The organism is uncultured Nostoc sp., from assembly GCF_964245445.1.
GTDB lineage: Bacteria > Cyanobacteriota > Cyanobacteriia > Cyanobacteriales > Nostocaceae > Nostoc.
Map to the genome: position 1 here is coordinate 21,684 of NZ_CAXTNE010000023.1, position 15,028 is coordinate 36,711.

Genomic DNA, 15,028 nt, shown 5'->3' on the forward strand with positions numbered 1-15,028 from the left:
TTCCCGACACGGGAAGGGGGTTAGGGGGTTAGGTCTTTGTGGGCTTTTCCACATGACCTGAATTGTCAGGAATAGCCCCAACTCCTTAAATAAGTCGGGGATCTATCGTAGCCGTACTAACTATTTTTCTACAGCTTGGCGCAGAGCTAATTGCTGTTGTTTGATATAAGGTACGTAATTACTACTAGAGTTTGAGACCCCATTAGCTACAACCCCAATCAGATTTAACTTACTCAGCATGGCTGTAGCTTGATGAAGCTGACTTCGCGTCACAATACCAATACTTGCCACCATGACCACACTACGACAAGATGATGCGGTAAGCATAGCATCCACCAAACCGAGAACTGGGGGAGCGTCTATGAGTACCAAATCATAGTTTTCCTCAAATGCTGCCATTAATTCCATCATCCGAGGGGAACTCAACAGATTAGCTGGGTCAGCAGGTCTGGGACCAGCAGTCATAATATCGATGTAGGCGGAACCTGAGTATTGAAGACTAATCTGGTTGGGTAGAGTTGCATCACTAGCCAGTAGAGTTGAAAGCCCCTGTTCATTAGGAAGATTCAGTTGTTCGTGCAGACTGGGATCGCGTAAATTGGCATCAATCAGCAGTACCCTTTTGTGTAAACGGGCAGCACTCATCGCCAAACCCAACGCCAAAGCTGACTTACCCTCATCAGGTAAAGCTGAGGTAATCATCAAAGATTTCAAGTTAGCAACAGTATTTAAAAGTTCAATGTTTTTGTAAATCAGATCCAGCGATTCCCAACGCGGTGGAGATTGCAATACCTGAATTGTCCAGGGGGCAAGAACTTCTGGCTTACCAAAGGGCAACTTGATCATTGATTCTCTGGGTTTGGCTGGCGGTAATTTGGGAGTTGTTCCCAACAACGGCATGGCCATTTGCTTCTCCAACTCAGCAGTGGTGTGAACTGCATCATCAGCAGATTCTCGAATAAAGGCAACAATGCCTCCTAACATAAACCCAACCACAGCACCTAACAACAAGTTCTGTTGGAGATTGGGGCCTAATTGTCCACCTTTTTGAGGTTCTTCCACAACTTCCCAATTAAATCCACCCTTAGAAAGTTCTTGCCGTAATTGCTGTTCTGCTCTTAAAAGCTGCTCTAACCTTTCACGACTAAATTGTAACTGCGGTAGCATCCGATTGTAATAAGCTAAAAGAGGCGGGAAGCGTTTGATTTCAAAACGCAACTCGTTTTCTTTCTGGGCCAAAGTTTGATCGCGAGCAGTTAAAGCAACTATAGTTGTCTGCGTTTCTACTAGCTGACCAGCTAGGCTGAGATCAATTTGGCCAAGCTGTCCTTTTTCGAGAAGAGAGTCTCCATTCGTGAATGCACCAGCAGACTTTTCGCCTAAAGTTCTTCCTACCTCTTGTTGCAATAATTCCTTCTGGCTTTTAAGCTGTTCTTTGAGCTTTTGCACACTCGGAGTTTCATCTGTAAAGCGTAAGCGTTCCTGTGCTAATGCCAGTTCGCTTTTTTGAATTTCGTTTAGTAAGCCTTGATAGCGAGTAGATTGACTCAGACGAGAAGCAACTAGAGCATTTTGAGGAGAACGGTTAAGTTGTTCTTCTAAAGATTTTTGGCGTGCTAATGCTTCGCCATACTGGGCACGAGTTGTCTGTCTTTCTTGGGCAATATTATTTAAAGCTGTTTCAATAGCTTTGGCTTGTGACTCTGGATCAATTAAGTTCTGATTTCTGCGAAACCTTTGGAGGTTTGTCTCAGCCGCGTTTACTTCTTCACTGGCTTTACTTAACTGCTCTCTGATAATTTGCAGACCTTTTTGTAAACGCGAATCCTGTTGTTGTTTGTTATATTCTACATAAACTTGTCGAATTGCGCCCAGAACTTTTTGTGTTTTTTCTGGATCTCCAGCAGTGTATTCAACTTGAAAGATTTTAGTAGCGACATTATCTTCTTTGCTCCTTAATTGGGTTAAGACTAAGGAAGATTTAATCTCAGCTACACTTATATCTGGATAATCTGACTGAAGTTTATCAACTGCTTTTTGGATGAGTCCCGAACTCTGCATCAAGTTAAGCTGGGTTGCAGTATCTATAACTACATTAGAGTCGGTAAATTGGTTGTCTAACCCCGCCCCTTCTGTTTTACCTTGATAGTTAGGTTCTACTAGCAGTTGCATGGAACTTTTATAAGTTGGTTTGGTTTTAAAAGTTACCATGCCTGCAATAGCAATAGAAGTAATTAATACTGCTAGGAACCAAGGAAATCTTCGCACAAATACGGCAAACAATTGTCCGTAGCTTGGTTCAGTTTCAGAAGCTGGAGTTATATGAGGATTTAGACTACTTTGAACCACTTTTATTATCCTTGTCTTCAAGACTTACGCTAAGAGATTCTCCAAAGAATACCTATTTGTTTTACGAACCGCCAAGGAGGAAAGAGAAAAATAAATAGGTAATCTTATAGGGGCAAGAGATTACGAAATCAAACCGCAACCAAGAGTCATTATTCCTTGAGATACCACGCCTATAAAGAACATGATTTGAATTAGTCTGATATTAGAAAGTTTTTCTGTTCACATTTAAAGTGAGGTATATACCAAAAAACAAGAACTAATGACTAATGACCAATGACTAATGACTAATAACTACTTGCTCAAATGAAGATTTGATGCACGCCACAAGCTTGATTAAGAATTTGCTCAACTTTACTAAAGAAGGCATTCTCTGAAAAGTTTGCTACTGCATGATTACGGATGCGATCGTAATTCCAAGAAATGCCATTGGCTTCTAGTAATGCAATTTGTAGAGATTCGGGTGTTTGCCTTTTAAAAAAGACTCCTGTTTCACCTGGTATTTGAGTATCTAATACTCCACCTGCTCCATAAGCGATAACTGGTGTGCCGCTAGCATTAGCCTCTACTGGAACTAATCCGTAGTCTTCTAAGGCTGCGACAATAATAGACTTGGCTTTGGAAAACAAGTCTTTGCGGGTTCTATCACTTACGTGTCCCAAGAACTCAATATTTTTTAATGCTTTGGATTTTAACCGTCCTTGTTCCGGCCCATCACCTGATATTAATAATCGCCATCCTAGCCAATTAAAAGCTTCGACTATTATATCAAGGCGCTTATAGCTGATCATCCGGGCTGAGGTCAGATAATATTCTTCTTTTATATCGCAAAAAAGAAATTTACTAGTATCAATTGGATAGTTTACCATCATTGCCTTTTTGCCATAAATATTTTCAATACGGCGGGCAACAACACTAGAATTAGCAATGTAAAGGTCAGGCTCCTGTGCATATTTCAGGTCTACCTTTCTCATTACTTGAAATATTTGTTCGATTAAAGGAGCAAAATATCTATAGTCACCGTACTCTCTTAAATAAGTTGCTGTATCCCATAAGAAACGGGTGACATTATGGCAAAAGCAAATGTGGCGGGCATTGGGATTTTTTCGCACTGCTTTGGCGAAGCTTGTGCTACTGCTAATAATTAAATCGTAGTCTTGCAGATCCAAGGCACGAAAGGCAGGAAAATATAGAGGAGCCATTGACCTGAAATATTTTGCTGCACCAGGTATCTTTTGTAAAAAGGTTGTGTTGACTATGCGATCGCCTAGATCAATAGTTTTTTGTGGATCGTACAGAGATGTGAAAATATCTGCTTCGGGATAGCGCTTACAAAGCAGTTCAAACACACGCTCTGCCCCACCTCGCTGGGTTAAATAATCATGGACTAGAGCAATTTTCATGAATTTGACCTAAAGTTTCGATCAGGTTTATTTCAACGCTCCCCAGCAAGTTATTATCAACAACTTTAGTGTCTGGCAGTATAGCTCCTATCCTCTTCACGAAATTCTTGCGACAAATATATAGGGGCGTACAACTAGCTGTACGCCCCTACAGCCGATTCATTTGTAGCTATTACCCAACTGCTACCAAGATTTTTTCTGAGGCGAAATAAGTGTTTTGCTCAGTTCTTAGTTGGTCGCAGAGTCTGCCTTCAGGTAATTCTACATCCTCGTATGTGAGGACTTGATCTTTAGAAATATCTCGTTTGAGGCGACACCCTTCAGCTAAACCGATTGGTAGAAGATTTTGCTGTTGGACGATGGGGGAATTTTCACATTGTCCGTAGGTCATGTAGTAACCGATGCCATCTAGGGTTTCTCCTGCTTTCAGGTCGATTTTGGCAGTGGTGACAACATCTACTCGCGGGCCTGCTAGTGGAGACATAACCGCATCACCGAATAGGACAGCACGCGCTACGGACAGGGGAACTTCAAAATGACAGAGGTGATAAGGAGTATAGAAGCTGTAAAGTGGGCCTTCGCCTAATTTGTATAAGTTGAGATAGTGCTGTTGCTTGGGGTCGTCGTGAGTGGCAAATACATATACGCCTGGGCCAGGTTTTGCTCCAACTACATAATCGACAATGCCGCCCAGTTCTTTGAGTTGTTCAACATCATATATATGGGCCATTTCATCGACATAACCGTTGAAATCATATCCTAGCATTCCCCGTTTGGCGACTTTCATGCCTGTGGCATTGGCAACGATCGCTTGCTCAAAGGAAATTTTGGTTCCGTCGGCAAAGCTAGCCACCATGTGGGGCTTTTGACCCCAACGTTTAGCAAATCCTTCCTGGGTGGTGGGATTGCGATAGGGGTCTTGGAGTCCTTTAATGTTACCGCACAATAACGGAGTTAGACCAATGCTTTTTACAAAGCGGTAGAGGTTCATTTGCACCCCTGGCTGATCGCCATCACAGGCGCTGAGAATCACACCTGCTTTGTCAGCATAGACTTTCAGGATGGGGCCAATGGTGCCATCGAGTTCGGCATTCATCATGATCACATGCTTGCAATGAGCGATCGCTTCCATAACGATGTGAGCGCCAAATTCCACTGCACCTGTGACTTCGATTAATGCATCGATGCCCTCAGCCCGACACAGTAACTTAGCGTCTTCTGTGACTGCATACTTACCGTTAGCGATCGCATCTTCTAATTCGCTGACAGTTGCAACAACTTGAATATCTTCAATTCCTGCTTCCGAATAAGCTTGTTTAGCTGCATCAATCTGGCGATTGGAGATAGCAACTAACTCCATTCCTGGCACTGAATTGACAATTTGGTTGGCAATTCCTCGACCCATAAAACCAGCACCAATCATTCCCACCTTGATAGGATTTCCTGCTGCTGCACGGGTTTGTAAGGCGCGATCGATAATAATCATGAACTAAACTCCTTTTCGGAACTGTTGGTTGTGATACAAATTCTCTATAAACTTGCACTTAATAATTTTTTACGGCTAAATATTAAGTACATTTTCATGGGAATTAAAATTAGCTATGGCTAATAACTGGTTCTTTGCTAGACGCTATAGAAGCAGTCTGTTTTTTCTGGCTGTGATTTTCGATAATTTGCTCCACAACATTTCTGTAAACTTGGGCAAACTTTTCTTTAGTATGATTTGCTCTTGCATATTCCCAAGCCTGACGAGACATCAGCTTTAGGTCTTCTACAGACAAATTGGAAATACTTCTAACTTTCGCCTTAATTTCGTCAACGGAAAGATTATCAAAAATCACACCAAAATCGTGAACATCTACACCAGATTCGTAGCTCAAAATCGGAATTAAACCGACTTGCAAGCAACTGATTACTGCTCCTGACTGCCCTTCAGAAACGGAAGGATAAACAAGCCCTAGACAGTTATTTGTCACCTCTATAAAGTCAGGGCTACTAACATCAATCCACCCATAAGTATGGATGTTAGGCGTTTCGTACAATTCTTTATAGAAAGCTTGCTCAAATTCTTTGTCATTACTTACCGGGCCACAAACGGTTAACTGGTATTCTGGCATTTGGGCAAAGGCATCTAAAACTAAATCTAATCCTTTGAGGACTAAAGCACTACCACCAAACCACAGAAAACGCTTTCTTACCGCTTCAAAATCTTTCTTGTCGGGATAAGGATAAACGACAGGCGAAGAAATTGGAATGCGATACATCGGTTTATTGGCATACTTGAATGTATCAGTTGTGAAATCGTTACCCAACACTATCGCGCAATCGGCATATTCAATTCCCAAGTTAGGAACTTCAAATCGCTGTGGTTTTAAGGTGATACCTTTGCGCCGTTGTAGTTCTAGAAGTCTGTTGCATTCTGCTGCATTGCGAAATACCATATTCGCAATGTCAACGTGGAAAATCTTGATGCAATCCTTATTCAGTTTTGGTGCAAGCGCTTCCATTCGATGACGGATATCAATGAAAAATGCGTAATCTTTTTGAGGAACGAATTTATCATTGTGAAATTGGATAACATCAACGTTATAGCCTAAAGTTAGAAAAGTTTGAGCTATTTGCCAAACTTCCCAGTACCAAGTATGGTCATTAGGCATTGGCTGACCAGGTTTTAGGAGGAATGGTTCAATTCGATAAGAAAGAAGTATATTTCCTTTGGAAGGCTGTTTAGGCTTTAGAGAAACAACCTGTAAAGTCTTAGCGTAATTGATTCGAGCTTGGACTTTTTTGGAGACAAAAGAGATAGTATTACCGACACGAGATAAAAGATTATTTGGCATTTATTTCTACCCTAATTAATTATTGTATTACCTCATGGAAAGCAGTCAGTATGTTCTACGAGAAACACCTGGTGTAGAGAAAGAGTCTATAGTTATCTGGAAGCTGTACCGCCAACAGTCATCATTCTCAACAAAGGCCAATTTAAATCTTTCTCAGATATTTCAGTCACATCTAGAGGCCAATCAATGGCAAAGAATGGGTCGTCATAGCGTAAACCTCTTTCATAGCCTGGCGTGTAAAACTCGCCCACTTGATATATAACTTCAGTCTCATCTGTGAGTGCTTGATAGCCATGAGCAAACATTTCTGGAACATACAAAGCGCGGCGGTTTTCTGGGGTTAGCTCTACACCAATGTGTGATAAAAAGCTAGGAGATTCTGGACGCATATCAATAATTACGTCATAGATAGCACCTTTAGTACAGCGAATTAATTTCGTTTCTGCTGCTGGCAGAATTTGATAGTGCATTCCCCGGATAGTGCCTTTTTTATAGTTAAAAGACAGGTTACATTGGGCAACTGTTGGCTTTAATCCGTGTGCTTCAAATTCTTGAGCGCAGAAAGACCGAGCAAAAAAACCACGGTGGTCTGGCTTTTCTTCTAAATCAATAATGAATGCGTCTTTGAGTGCAGTTTCGGTGAAAATCATTATGATTCCTTTCAGATGAATGTTGAGTAAAGAAAATAAACGTAGACGCATAGCGGCTTGCCGCAGGCTACCGCAGAGGGCACGGAGAGATGAGAGTTTGAGAGAATATTTTGTGTCAGTAATCTAGAAATTTTATCGGGTACAACTCCTTTCTTTCTCTTCCTCTGTGTTCTCTGTGCCTCTGCGGTTAATTAAATTAGATAATCTTCTGGCGAGAAAGTTTTTAAGTTGAAACTTTAACTGCATCTGATGCAGAACGTAACTCTGCTCTGGGATAAGTATCATCCCAATATTGGGTGCAGAGGTCTGGTCTTTCAGGAGGGTTAGTCGTGTAACACAAGAATAGTGTTGACCGATCTTCTGTGCGGACTGTGCCGTGATGCAAAGTATTTTTCGTATCTACAAGAATGACAGTACCTGCTGGACCTGGGCAAGATTTCCAAGCTGATTTGGGGATGACTGGTTTTACTTGTTCATCATCGATACCCATATAGCCTGACTTCCAGAGTTTGTAGTAAAGTTGAAAATAATTCCAACTAAATAAGGAAGTTAAAGAGCGGGGAATATATTCAAAAGGCCCAGTTTTTTCTTCCACATCATTTAAGTAAATAATGATTTTGATAATTCGACGGTCTTCTGCATCGCTATGCCATAACAGAGTCCCAAACTGATGTTTATTATTGAAATCTTTGCGTAAATGTACACCATGAAAAGCAACAGGAAGACCAATATAATTTTCGATGATGTTGAGAAGTCTTTTCTCGATTCCCCAGGCATAAAATTCTGGTAAACCAGTAACTGTGGAAATTTGTGGTAACTTTTGCTCTAGATGGTCGTTGTTGGGATTTTCTATCTGAGACAATTGATGGTAAGCAGCTTTCAGCAGTTCGGAGCTAGAGTCGAACCCTAAATCTGCAAGTGTTGTGACGCAAACGCCGTCTTTTTTAAGAGCATTAAGGATGTTGCGATCGCTTCCTTCTAATGCTGGCAGATTTCTGCTATGCTTCCAACGGGCTACGTAATATTCAAAGTCAGAAGACAGTGTAAATATTTTGCGTTTAATTGCACTAAACATGTCGTAAATCCTCCTCTTTTTGATACATATTTATTAGGAATTTAATAGCTTACTGCTTATAATTCCGCACTTCTTGAGTAGATATTTCACTTGATTCTGCTAAAGCAAATTCTTTAGAAACCATCACATCGAAAGCACACAAGCTAACCAAAGCCAAAAATGGAATTACTATTTTGATAGCGGACATAGGCCATCTTCTTAAAGCACCCAAGAAAACTTTCAAATTGACTTCTTTACCGTTCTGCAAAAGCATCCGTCTACAAAACTGCTTAGAATATCCACTTTTCTCTAATTTCAAAATCACTTCGGGTATGTGTTTGTATTGCATTAACAGTGCAGATTTTGGTTCTTTCTGCCAATAACTCACACCAACAACACATTCCAAATAGGTATCTTGAGTGACGATTACTCTGCCATTAGCAGCACAATATCCGGCTAAATATGCTAAAGATATCCAGTTATTCTCAGCATCTTGCCAATCTTGCAGAGCGCGTTTTACTAGGTCAGTGCGGTAGACTGTAGCAGTCAGAAAAATTACTGCACCAACACTTTTTGAGAAACAATGTTCAAATATAGCCTTACCATCACCATTCCCATCTTCACTATCTATATCAAACCAGCGATTACCAACAATTGTTGGTGGGTGAACTGGTTCACCAGTAATTTGGTTCCGACCGGAAAAGTTGAGAAACAATAATGATAAATCTTCATGCTGCTTGAGTTTACTAATCACATAAGCAATAGCTCTATCTTGAATTGGATCATCATCACCAATTGTCCAAACATATTTGGTTGTTGTAAAATTTAGGCAATACATAATATTTTTTACTACGCCTAAATTTTTATAATTTTTATTTGATTTAAATGTAATATTGCTAAGTGTTGTCTGCCATTTTTGGATTACCTCCTGAGTATTGTCTGTTGAACAATTATCAGAAACTAAAATTTCACAGTCGTCTTCAAAACCTTTAATAGCTTGAGCTAACCAAGTAAGTTGTTTATCTAGAAGCTGGACACGATTAAATGTAGGAATGGCAATAGTCAGCAGTTTATTCATATTAAGCTTTAATCTGTAGTTAAGAAGGTATTAAGCTGCTTCCCAGTCTAATTTTTTGTGGTTCGGCGGCTTTCTAGTAAATACACCTTTTAATTACTCTTTAGCGATTTCCAAAAAACAAATGCTTTAATGTTTTCTGGAAATCACTTAAATATTGCCTATGATTACGATTCCATATAAACATAGTAATAACAGGCAGTTTTTGGGTTTATAAGTAGTAATTACGATGCTACTAAAACCCTATCCTGAATAGGATATGGATAAATTTTTACTTCAGGAATTGGCACTACAAACTGTCCACCCCACTCGCCAATAAATGCCATTTGTTCCATAATTTCCTCCTTGAGATTCCAAGGCAATATTAGGAGATAATCTGGTTTGGTTTCGCGGATTTTATCTGGTTCAAAGATGGGAATATGAGTGCCAGGTAAAAATAAGCCCTGCTTGTAAGGATTGCAATCTACTGTGTAATCGATAAAATCTTTTCCAATCCCACAGTAATTGAGCAATGTATTACCTTTAGCCGGTGCGCCATAACCAGCGATTAATTTACCTTCTGCTTTAGCTGTCAAGATAAAATTTAATAGTTTGTGCTTTGTTTCTTTGACTTTTTCGCCAAAGGTAATGTAAGTCTCCATACGATGCAGCCCGGCGGCAATTTCTTTAGATTTCAGATGTCTAACTCGTTGACTAATGCTGAGATGAACAGCGTAATCATGTTTGGCATAAATTCTTAATGAACCGCCATGAGTTGGTAATTCCTCTACGTCAAAAAGTTGCAAGTTGTGTGCTGCAAAGATTTTTTCGATAGTCAGGAATGAAAAATAAGAAAAATGCTCGTGATAAATAGTATCAAATTGATTTTGCTGAATGAGTTGTAAAATGTGAGGAAACTCCATCGTCAAAATTCCATTAGGTTTGAGGATGAGTTTCATTCCAGCGATAAAATCGTTTATATCTGGTACATGAGCTAAAACATTATTACCTATCAAAAGGTCAGCTAGTTTTCCTTGTATCATTAGTTCTTTAGCAGTTTCAACTCCAAAAAACTTGTTGATACTAGGAATGCCTTTGTCTTCAGCAACTTTAGCTATATTTGCTGCTGGTTCTATTCCTAAAACAGGGATTCCCTTTTCTAGAAAATATTGCAGAAGGTAGCCGTCATTACTGGCAATTTCAATAATTTGATTATTATGATTAAAGCCAAATTTTTCTACCATCATATCTGTGTAAGCCTTGGCATGTTTTAGCCAACTTACAGAGTAAGAAGAAAAATAAGCATAATCGCTGAAAATGTGATCTGGTGTTTCAAACTGTTCTAATTGAACTAAAAGAGTGTCTTCAGAGACATAAGCGTGGAGAGGATAAAATTTCTCTGCATTATTTAGCTGTTCTGCTGTCAAATAAGCATTGGCTAAGGGTGACATTCCTAGATCAATAAAGGTTTGGTGCAGGGGTTGACCACTGAAACGACATTTTGCGATCGCCATAAGCTTTAACTCACTAATTGCAAATAATTTGATAGGTAGGATAAGTCCGAATCAACACTATTTGATTCGGAATCTTAGATTATTTGTTCGCTGCTGTTAGGCGACTATAACTACTTTTTATTCCAGAAAAAATCTTTGTCAATTTGCTCGGTACGAATCAAATACTCTAGTTGCCTTAAGCGGGTAAATCCTCTAAACAAGAAAGTATCTTCAGCCATGTGTATTTGACTGAATAAATCAAATAACTGCTGGGCACCAAGTCGGGCATTCCAATCACACTTAAATCCAGGTAGGATTGTGTTGATTTTCTCGAAGGATACCCGATAGCTGCGATTATCTGAACCGTTGTTACCAAAGAACAATTTACAATCTGGAAAAATATCAGCAATAATTTCCGCGATTTCTTTGACGCGATAGTTGTTTGCTGTATCTCCCACGTTGAAGATTTGGTTATGTACAATGTCTCGTGGTGCTTCCAAAGCGCAGACTATTGCTTTGCAAATATCCAGTGCATGGACTAAAGGCCGCCAGGGTGTGCCATCACTGGTCATTTTGATTTGTTTGCTAGTCCATGCCAACCCTGCTAAGTTGTTTAAAACAATATCAAAGCGCATTCTGGGAGAAGCACCAAAGGCAGTGGCATTTCGCATAAAAGTGGGAGAGAAGTCATCATCAGCGAGTGGTGTGACATCTCTCTCTACGAGAGTTTTGCATTCTGCGTAGGCGGTTTGGGGATTAATTGGGGATTCTTCTGTGACATCACCTGCGGTAGCAACACCGTAGACGCTGCACGAAGACATATATACAAAACGACGCACACCCATAGCTTTAGCTAGGCTAGCTAGACGAATTGAACCTATATGATTAATTTCGTAGGTAATATTAGGTGCTAATTGTCCGGCCGGGTCGTTGGAGAGTTCCGCCATGTGAACTATGGCTTCAACACCTTCCAAATCATCAGGGGTGATGTTGCGAATATCTTTGTTGAGGGTTTTGGGTGTCACCCCATTAGCGTTGTACAGCCAACCAACTTTATAAAAACCGGTATCTAGACCGATAACTTCATGTCCCCGTTCAATTAACAGAGGGGGTAATAACGAACCAAGATAACCTTCTGTTCCAGTTACTAATATTTTCATTGTGGTTAATGCCTTTGTATTGATGAGTTAAATTAGGGGCGCACAGATGTTCGCCCTAAAGGGTGTTGTCATCCAAGAGGGAACCGCTATATTTTTCGTTTGTAATAACTCGACCTCTTTCTTAAAAGGAGAGAGGCTTTGAATCTTGCTCCCCTTCCCTATAAGGGAAGGGGTTGGGGGTTAGGTCATTGGACTCAACCCAGAAGCGCTATATATAACTCGGCTAACAGTCATTACATAGTTTGCCGACTTATATTATGTCCGCTTGATGACTTATTAAACCCGGAGAACCCCACCCCGCCAAAGCTGTGCTTTGTCTCCCTGTCCCTAATTCCCAGAGGGGCCCCGAGTTCCCCGCCTGCGGGGAGGGATTCTTTGATTAAGGGTAATTTGGCGGACATGATATTACCTATTGGGTAGCAGCACTCTATAGCGGTTCTTAATTGATGCACTACACTTTTTTCTTGTGAGATGGGTATTTTACCCGTCTCTTGTATTTCCAAGCTGGAAAAGATGCCCACTATACAAGATTCATCCTTTTATTCAGCAGCCCGGAAGTAATAACTATGTTTGTTATCTATGCAGTTACTGCAATATCTAGATGCGAAAGGTGGGGAATTTCTGCCACAAGCGCTTTGCCGATTTCTAGAGAAGATGTGGCCGCAGGAGAAGGAGCATTGCAAACATGAATGGAGTTTTGACCGGAAACAATCAAAAAGTCGTCTACAAGCTTGCCATCGTTCATTAAGGCTTGAGCGCGAACTCCTGCATGGGTGGGAACTAAATCTTCTGCTTGAACTTCGGGAATTAGTTTTTGCAAACTTCTGGTGAAGGCTGCTTTACTAAAGGAACGAATGATTTCTTGGATGCCTTCATCAGCATGTTTTGCTGCCAACTTCCAAAAACCAGGATAGGTGATGACTTCAAGAAAATCCTGTAAGTCAAAGTCGGTTTTTTTGTAACCTTCGCGCTTGAGTGACAGCACCGCGTTTGGCCCTGCATGGACGCTACCATCAATCATCCGGGTAAAGTGAACACCCAGAAAGGGAAAATCTGGATTGGGAACTGGGTAAATTAGTGTTTTGACCAGATAACGTTTTTCTGGGGTGAGTTCGTAATATTCTCCCCGGAATGGAACGATTTTTGCTTGGGGTTCAACTTGACCTAATTTGGCGGTGCGATCGCTATGCAATCCAGTACAATTAATTACAAAGCGTGTTTCAAAGCTACCGTTGTTTGTTTGTAGTACCTGATTTTTTCCACTTGGGGAGATTTTCAAAACTTTTGTATTGAGGTGTAAATCCCCACCCTGGTGTTGAATTAGCTGGGCGTATTTCAAACAAACTTGCTTGTAATTAACAATACCAGTTGAGAATACCCGAAGTCCACCTACACATTTTACGTGAGGTTCAATTTCCCTGACTTCTTCCGGGCTAATTCTCTTAACTTCTACGCCATTGTCTAAGCCACGTTTGTAGAGATTTTCTAAGCGTGGTAGTTCTTGCTCTTCTGTTGCAACAATAACCTTACCACAAACTTCATGCTCAATTCCATGTTCTTGGCAGAATTCTACCATAGAGCGAGAACCGTCACGGCAAAATTTAGCTTTGAAACTTCCTGGTTTGTAGTAAATACCAGAATGAATTACACCGCTATTATTGCCGGTTTGGTGAAATGCCCATTGGCTCTCTTTTTCTACTACTAAAATACGGGCATTGGGATAGCGTTTTCCTAAAGCCAGCGCTGTAGAGAGTCCAACTATTCCACCACCTATAATTGCAAAATCATACATTAGTATTATTGTACTTGAAATTACAGTAAATCTATAAAGTCATTTGTCATTTGTCATTTGTCATTCGTCATTTAACTCCTGACTCTTAACTCCTAACTCTTCTCTTACCAAACCTTCCAAGGGGCTTGAGTACTTGTCCATAGACCCTCTAGGTAGTTTTTATCGCGTAAAGTATCCATAGGTTGCCAAAAACCATCATGTTTGAAAGCCGATAGTTGTTCCATATCAGCTAGTTTTTCTAATGGCTCTTGCTCCCATACGGTAGAGTCATCAGCAATCAAATTAATTACTTCTGGTTCTAACACAAAATAACCGCCATTTATCCAAGCTCCATCACCTTCAGGTTTCTCCCGAAAGCTGGTAATTTTAGTTTGCTCATATCCTAAGGAAATAGCACCAAAACGTCCGGCTGGTTGAACGGCTGTCAGGGTTCCTAATGTCTTTTGTTGTTTATGAAATTTAACTAGCTCGGTGATATTAATATTACTTACACCATCACCATAAGTAAAGCAAAAAGTCTCATTACCAAGATGTTCGCTAATTCGCTTTAAGCGTCCGCCTGTCATTGTATTATCACCCGTATTTACTAAGGTGACACGCCAAGGTTCAGCATAACCAGAATGCACGTTCATTTGGTTAAATCGCATATCAAAGGTAACATCTGACATGTGTAAGAAGTAGTTAGCAAAATACTCCTTAATTATGTAACCTTTGTAACCGCAACAAATAATGAAGTCATTAATGCCGTGAGCAGAGTAAGTTTTCATGATGTGCCAGAGAATTGGCTTACCACCAATCTCAACCATCGGCTTGGGTCTGATACTAGTTTCTTCGCTGAGGCGTGTACCAAGTCCTCCAGCCAAAATCACCGCTTTCATGCAATTACCTCGGAGATTTGTAGGGATATAATTATTTGACCGTGCCAATTTTAGATTCTAGATTTGCAATTTGGAATTAATGCTCGAATGTCACGAGCCTATGAGTAGATTTGCTCTGCCCATTTTCATAGCGGGGCATGTACCAAAAAACTCTTTTTCTCAAAAATCCAAAATCCAAAATCCAAAATTGTTTGACTTTATCGACATGAAGAGGATGCACTTAGATAGAGAAAAATTGATTTCTTTTTTCTTTTTCTCCGTCAATAATCTAACTGTTATTTTCGGTAAAATCATGAAGGAAATATAAATTAAAATCTTTTCTATATAAAAGCTCTATGAATATCTAGAAATAGGAAAA

11 protein-coding genes are annotated in these 15,028 nt (G+C 40.2%); all 11 read right to left on the reverse strand.

The genetic code is table 11. The features are described 5' to 3' along the window. Nucleotides 1-120: 120 nt before the first annotated feature. Nucleotides 121-2,349 (reverse strand): GumC family protein, encoded by a 2,229-nt coding sequence (locus ACFE90_RS06430; RefSeq protein ID WP_375498811.1) that lies wholly within the window; start codon nucleotides 2,347-2,349, stop codon nucleotides 121-123. 299 nt (nucleotides 2,350-2,648) lie between these two features. Continuing rightward, nucleotides 2,649-3,749, reverse strand: a complete 1,101-nt coding sequence (locus ACFE90_RS06435; RefSeq protein ID WP_375498813.1) for a glycosyltransferase — start codon at nucleotides 3,747-3,749, stop codon at nucleotides 2,649-2,651. A gap of 172 nt (nucleotides 3,750-3,921) precedes the next feature. Then, nucleotides 3,922-5,235: an NAD(P)H-dependent oxidoreductase gene (locus ACFE90_RS06440; RefSeq protein WP_375498815.1), complete on the reverse strand. Its 1,314-nt coding sequence runs from the start codon at nucleotides 5,233-5,235 to the stop codon at nucleotides 3,922-3,924. Nucleotides 5,236-5,344: 109 nt separating this feature from the next. Then, nucleotides 5,345-6,589: a glycosyltransferase gene (locus tag ACFE90_RS06445; RefSeq protein WP_375498817.1), complete on the reverse strand. Its 1,245-nt coding sequence runs from the start codon at nucleotides 6,587-6,589 to the stop codon at nucleotides 5,345-5,347. 92 nt (nucleotides 6,590-6,681) lie between these two features. Then, on the reverse strand, nucleotides 6,682-7,239 hold the full coding sequence (rfbC, locus tag ACFE90_RS06450; protein ID WP_109010572.1) for a dTDP-4-dehydrorhamnose 3,5-epimerase: 558 nt from the start codon (nucleotides 7,237-7,239) through the stop codon (nucleotides 6,682-6,684). A 223-nt stretch (nucleotides 7,240-7,462) separates the two neighbouring features. Next, the gene (locus ACFE90_RS06455) at nucleotides 7,463-8,314 is read right to left on the reverse strand and encodes a phytanoyl-CoA dioxygenase (RefSeq protein WP_375498819.1); all 852 of its coding nucleotides are present in this window, start codon (nucleotides 8,312-8,314) and stop codon (nucleotides 7,463-7,465) included. A 49-nt stretch (nucleotides 8,315-8,363) separates the two neighbouring features. After that, on the reverse strand, nucleotides 8,364-9,371 hold the full coding sequence (locus tag ACFE90_RS06460) for a glycosyltransferase family 2 protein (RefSeq protein ID WP_375498821.1): 1,008 nt from the start codon (nucleotides 9,369-9,371) through the stop codon (nucleotides 8,364-8,366). Nucleotides 9,372-9,592: 221 nt separating this feature from the next. Then, the gene (locus tag ACFE90_RS06465) at nucleotides 9,593-10,861 is read right to left on the reverse strand and encodes a methyltransferase domain-containing protein (protein WP_375498823.1); all 1,269 of its coding nucleotides are present in this window, start codon (nucleotides 10,859-10,861) and stop codon (nucleotides 9,593-9,595) included. 110 nt (nucleotides 10,862-10,971) lie between these two features. Beyond that, complete coding sequence (locus ACFE90_RS06470; RefSeq protein WP_375498825.1) at nucleotides 10,972-12,000, reverse strand: NAD-dependent epimerase/dehydratase family protein; 1,029 nt, start codon at nucleotides 11,998-12,000, stop codon at nucleotides 10,972-10,974. A gap of 577 nt (nucleotides 12,001-12,577) precedes the next feature. Then, nucleotides 12,578-13,792, reverse strand: a complete 1,215-nt coding sequence (gene lhgO / locus ACFE90_RS06475) for an L-2-hydroxyglutarate oxidase (RefSeq protein WP_375498827.1) — start codon at nucleotides 13,790-13,792, stop codon at nucleotides 12,578-12,580. 104 nt (nucleotides 13,793-13,896) lie between these two features. Then, on the reverse strand, nucleotides 13,897-14,670 hold the full coding sequence (gene rfbF, locus ACFE90_RS06480; RefSeq protein WP_375498829.1) for a glucose-1-phosphate cytidylyltransferase: 774 nt from the start codon (nucleotides 14,668-14,670) through the stop codon (nucleotides 13,897-13,899). Nucleotides 14,671-15,028: the final 358 nt, after the last annotated feature.

What these genes read in the sequence shown, in the direction of transcription:
- ACFE90_RS06435 (WP_375498813.1), bottom strand. Translation starts at nt 3,749, where the DNA reads ATGAAAATTGCTCTAGTCCATGATTATTTAACCCAGCGAGGTGGGGCA.
- ACFE90_RS06460 (WP_375498821.1), bottom strand. Translation starts at nt 9,371, where the DNA reads ATGAATAAACTGCTGACTATTGCCATTCCTACATTTAATCGTGTCCAG.
- ACFE90_RS06465 (WP_375498823.1), bottom strand. Translation starts at nt 10,861, where the DNA reads ATGGCGATCGCAAAATGTCGTTTCAGTGGTCAACCCCTGCACCAAACC.
- rfbC (WP_109010572.1), bottom strand. Translation starts at nt 7,239, where the DNA reads ATGATTTTCACCGAAACTGCACTCAAAGACGCATTCATTATTGATTTA.
- ACFE90_RS06455 (WP_375498819.1), bottom strand. Translation starts at nt 8,314, where the DNA reads ATGTTTAGTGCAATTAAACGCAAAATATTTACACTGTCTTCTGACTTT.
- ACFE90_RS06440 (WP_375498815.1), bottom strand. Translation starts at nt 5,235, where the DNA reads ATGATTATTATCGATCGCGCCTTACAAACCCGTGCAGCAGCAGGAAAT.
- lhgO (WP_375498827.1), bottom strand. Translation starts at nt 13,792, where the DNA reads ATGTATGATTTTGCAATTATAGGTGGTGGAATAGTTGGACTCTCTACA.
- ACFE90_RS06445 (WP_375498817.1), bottom strand. Translation starts at nt 6,589, where the DNA reads ATGCCAAATAATCTTTTATCTCGTGTCGGTAATACTATCTCTTTTGTC.
- rfbF (WP_375498829.1), bottom strand. Translation starts at nt 14,670, where the DNA reads ATGAAAGCGGTGATTTTGGCTGGAGGACTTGGTACACGCCTCAGCGAA.
- ACFE90_RS06470 (WP_375498825.1), bottom strand. Translation starts at nt 12,000, where the DNA reads ATGAAAATATTAGTAACTGGAACAGAAGGTTATCTTGGTTCGTTATTA.